General features: G+C 45.0%; 5 protein-coding genes. 1 reads left to right on the plus strand and 4 read right to left on the minus strand.

Going from position 1 to position 3,309, the window contains the following annotated elements; genetic code table 11:
• From QAS77_RS11150 to argC, 3 genes are all read right to left on the minus strand, one after another.
• Positions 1-617: bifunctional ornithine acetyltransferase/N-acetylglutamate synthase (locus tag QAS77_RS11150; protein ID WP_305065611.1), on the minus strand; the 617-nt coding region annotated here is incomplete at its 3' end.
• A gap of 9 nt (positions 618-626) precedes the next feature.
• Positions 627-1,091, minus strand: a complete 465-nt coding sequence (locus QAS77_RS11155; RefSeq protein ID WP_305065613.1) for a CBS domain-containing protein — start codon at positions 1,089-1,091, stop codon at positions 627-629.
• A 21-nt stretch (positions 1,092-1,112) separates the two neighbouring features.
• Entirely contained in the window at positions 1,113-2,126 is a 1,014-nt protein-coding gene (argC, locus tag QAS77_RS11160; RefSeq protein WP_305065615.1) for an N-acetyl-gamma-glutamyl-phosphate reductase, read from the minus strand.
• A 121-nt stretch (positions 2,127-2,247) separates the two neighbouring features.
• Between argC and QAS77_RS11165 the strand changes: the two genes are divergently transcribed.
• Positions 2,248-2,676 (plus strand): nucleoside 2-deoxyribosyltransferase, encoded by a 429-nt coding sequence (locus QAS77_RS11165; RefSeq protein ID WP_250868536.1) that lies wholly within the window; start codon positions 2,248-2,250, stop codon positions 2,674-2,676.
• 26 nt (positions 2,677-2,702) lie between these two features.
• Here QAS77_RS11165 and QAS77_RS11170 read toward each other — a convergent pair whose 3' ends face one another.
• Positions 2,703-3,305, minus strand: coding sequence for a TIGR00296 family protein (locus tag QAS77_RS11170; RefSeq protein WP_305065616.1), 603 nt, complete (start codon positions 3,303-3,305; stop codon positions 2,703-2,705).
• Positions 3,306-3,309 lie beyond the last annotated feature (4 nt).

The following is a 3,309-nucleotide window of genomic DNA, read 5'->3' on the forward strand; positions in this document are numbered from 1 at the left end:
CTATCAACTGCTTCCCTGAGGCATTCATCAAGTACGTCCGATGGAAGAGCTGCATCAGTGTAGACAAAACCAAGCATAGTCCCCATGTTAGGCTCGATCATGCCGGAACCCTTTGCGATACCGCCTATACAGACACCACAATCAAGCTCTATCGCAGTCATCTTTGGGAACGTGTCAGTGGTCATTATAGCCCTTGCAGCATGGCTGTTACCCTGAGGTGATGCTACAAGACCGCTCATCACTTCATCGACATTATCACGTATCCAGTCAATATCGAGCTTCCTACCAATAACACCGGTAGATGCCACTGCGATAAGGTCACTATCGACATCCAGTCTTTCAGAAAGGAGAGAGGCCATTTCCCTTGCATCGGCGAGACCTTGCTCACCTGTAAAAGCATTGGCATTTCCACTGTTTGCTATCACCGCTGCCAGTTTGCCATTCTTACCAAGGGCTTCCCTTGTAACGATCAGTGGAGCAGCTATGACCTTGTTCCTGGTAAAAACGCCCGCAGCATTCCCTTCAGCCACAATGATCGCAAGGCCCATCTTTCCCGGCTTGATACCGAAAGCACGAACTCCTTTTACTGCACATAGGCCGCTATCTTTCGCTTTCATAACACCACTTTAAATGCCTGCAAGACCGCGAATGATATCGCCGCGGGTTATAAGCCCTACCAGTTCACCATTATCGACAACAGGAAGTCTGTTAATTTTGTGCCGGCTCATTGATCTGGAAGCATCCTCCACAGAACTTTCCGGACCTACCGTGAACACATCCTTTTCCATTATATCACTGATAGGTTTTGAACCAACATCAGAAAGCATCTTTTTGGTATCTTCCCAACTAATGAGCTCACGTATAGGGATCTCAATTACCTCGAAAGGACTGGGAAGCCAAAGCCCGCCATGTTCAGGGATGTTAAGCAATTTCAATAGATCAACTTCGGAAACGATCCCTACGACCTTACCCTCATCAACAACAGGAACGCCGCTAATGTTCTCTTTCTTCAACAACTGTGCAGTACTGCTAATAGTATCCTGCGGGCTGCATACAATGACATTACTGCTCATAATATCTTTTACATTCATGATCATATCTCCTATCGTAATTTATGGGGATGTCGCCGCAATGCGAAGACCAGTGGTCTCATCAAAACCACACATAAGGTTCATGTTCTGGATCGCCTGACCTGAAGCACCCTTTACCAGATTATCAATTGCTGAAACAACAACGATACGGCCGGTGTTGGCATCGACCTCAAAACCAATATCACAGAAGTTCGAGCCCCTTACAGCGCTAAGGGAAGGAATATCATCAACGACCCTCACAAAAGGCTTGTCCTTGTAGAATTCGTGATAAAACTCACGTACATCCTCCAACGACATCTTCTCCTTTGTGAAAAGATGTGCAGTGGTAAGTATACCACGAATGGAAGGAACAACGTGTGGCGTGAAGTTCACATCAGTGAAAGCATTGTCCAACCGGTTCAGTTCCTGAAGGATCTCTTCCCGATGCCTGTGAGTGGTCAGTTTATATGCCTGGACATTTTCTGCCATGTTAGGATAATGGGATGCCATTGTAGGATTTATCCCTGCTCCGGTAATTCCGGATTTGGAATCGAATATGGCCATCTTGAGAAGTTTTGCAGCCGCAAGAGGAGCAGCTGACAGAATTGCTCCTGTGGGATAACATCCCGGATTTGCAACGAAGGACTCATCCTTCACTTCAGGATGAAGTTCCACAAGACCGAAAACAGCATCTCTTGGATTAGCATGTTCCATATTGTAGACCTTCTCGAAGATGCTTGTCTTCAAACGATAATCGGCACTAAGATCGATAACTTTAGTATTATCATCAATAAGCTCGGGAACTATGTTCATTGCGGTCCCATGGGGTACAGCTACGAAGACAACATCACATCTGCCCCTGATATCTTCAGGAGAAAGGTCCTCAAATTCAATATCCACAAGTCTGCGCAGATGTTTATGAGTATCGCTTACCGCTTTACCTGACAAACGGCGTGACGTAGCCGTTTCAATATTGACATACGGATGGTTCAAAAGCAGACGCATCAGTTCACCGCCGGTATAACCGGAAGCACCGACAATTCCTGCATTTATCATATCGGTCATGATGTTATGTATATTTCCAATACTAATTAAGGTTGTTATTTTCTAAATAAGAATAATTATCAACCTTGACCAACATTACATAGAGGGCACTATTAAGATTAAAGGAGATAAAATGAATACTACCAAAAAGATATATTTGGCAGCACCACTTTTTTCAGAAGCTGAACAGGATTATAACAGGAAACTGGAAACTGCACTGGAAGATCTCGGATTCGATGTCTTTGTGCCACAGGAAGATTCCAACGATACAGAAGCAGCAAGAGAAGAGATGGATTCTCACAAAATATTCCAGTTGAACCTTGATGCAATTGACAATTGCGATATAGTGGTAGCAGTCCTCGATGGTGGCAGTGATATCGATTCAGGTACAGCGTGGGAGATAGGGTACGCATATTCAAAGAAAAAGACGATCATTGGTCTAAAAACCGATTTCAGGACATTGGGACCTGAAGGTCTTGTAAATCTCATGATCGGAGAATCCGCAAGTGAGCTCAAGACGAACGTAACCGACCTTCTGGAAACCATGAAGAACTATAGATGAAAGCATTTCTTTCATCTACTCTATTTTCACTTACAACAGGAATTGAACTTTTCTTCCTCGATATCCCCACGAGGCTCGACCTCTTTGAATATCTGTCCTTCAAACCAGTACATCTGTGCCCCAGTAAGCCATGCATCGTGCGGAAGACCTGCCTTTGAACAGGTGTGGTTTAAAAGATCGATAGCATCAAAATCGTTCTCCGGTGCGACCTGCGGAAGCAATAGCCCCTCATACATACCCATCTTCGCGATCAAACCATGGCGACCTATTTCGATAACTTCAGGCAACTTCTCTGGAATAACATCGATAAGTTCCGGTTGTGTCAAAACGGTGACCTCCACGGTAATATCAGACATCTCGGAAATATCAACCATTGGAAAACGAGGATCCCTTGTAGCCGCCGATATCGCAGAATCGACAATAGCATCTTCTAAAGTCGAATCCGCATAAGGATGGCCGATACACCCTCGTAGATCACCGTTCTTCGTCAGCGTCACGAAAACACCACGCAATTCACCGAACACCTCCGGCAGATCGATAGCCTCTGACAGCTCTCCATCTTTCAGAAATGACTCAATAGTATTCCTTGCAAGCCTTACGGCCTGTTCCCCTTCAGAAGCACTTAGCATATTA

It is taken from the genome of Methanococcoides sp., assembly GCF_030594565.1.
GTDB classification, from domain to species: Archaea; Halobacteriota; Methanosarcinia; order Methanosarcinales; family Methanosarcinaceae; genus Methanococcoides; species Methanococcoides seepicolus.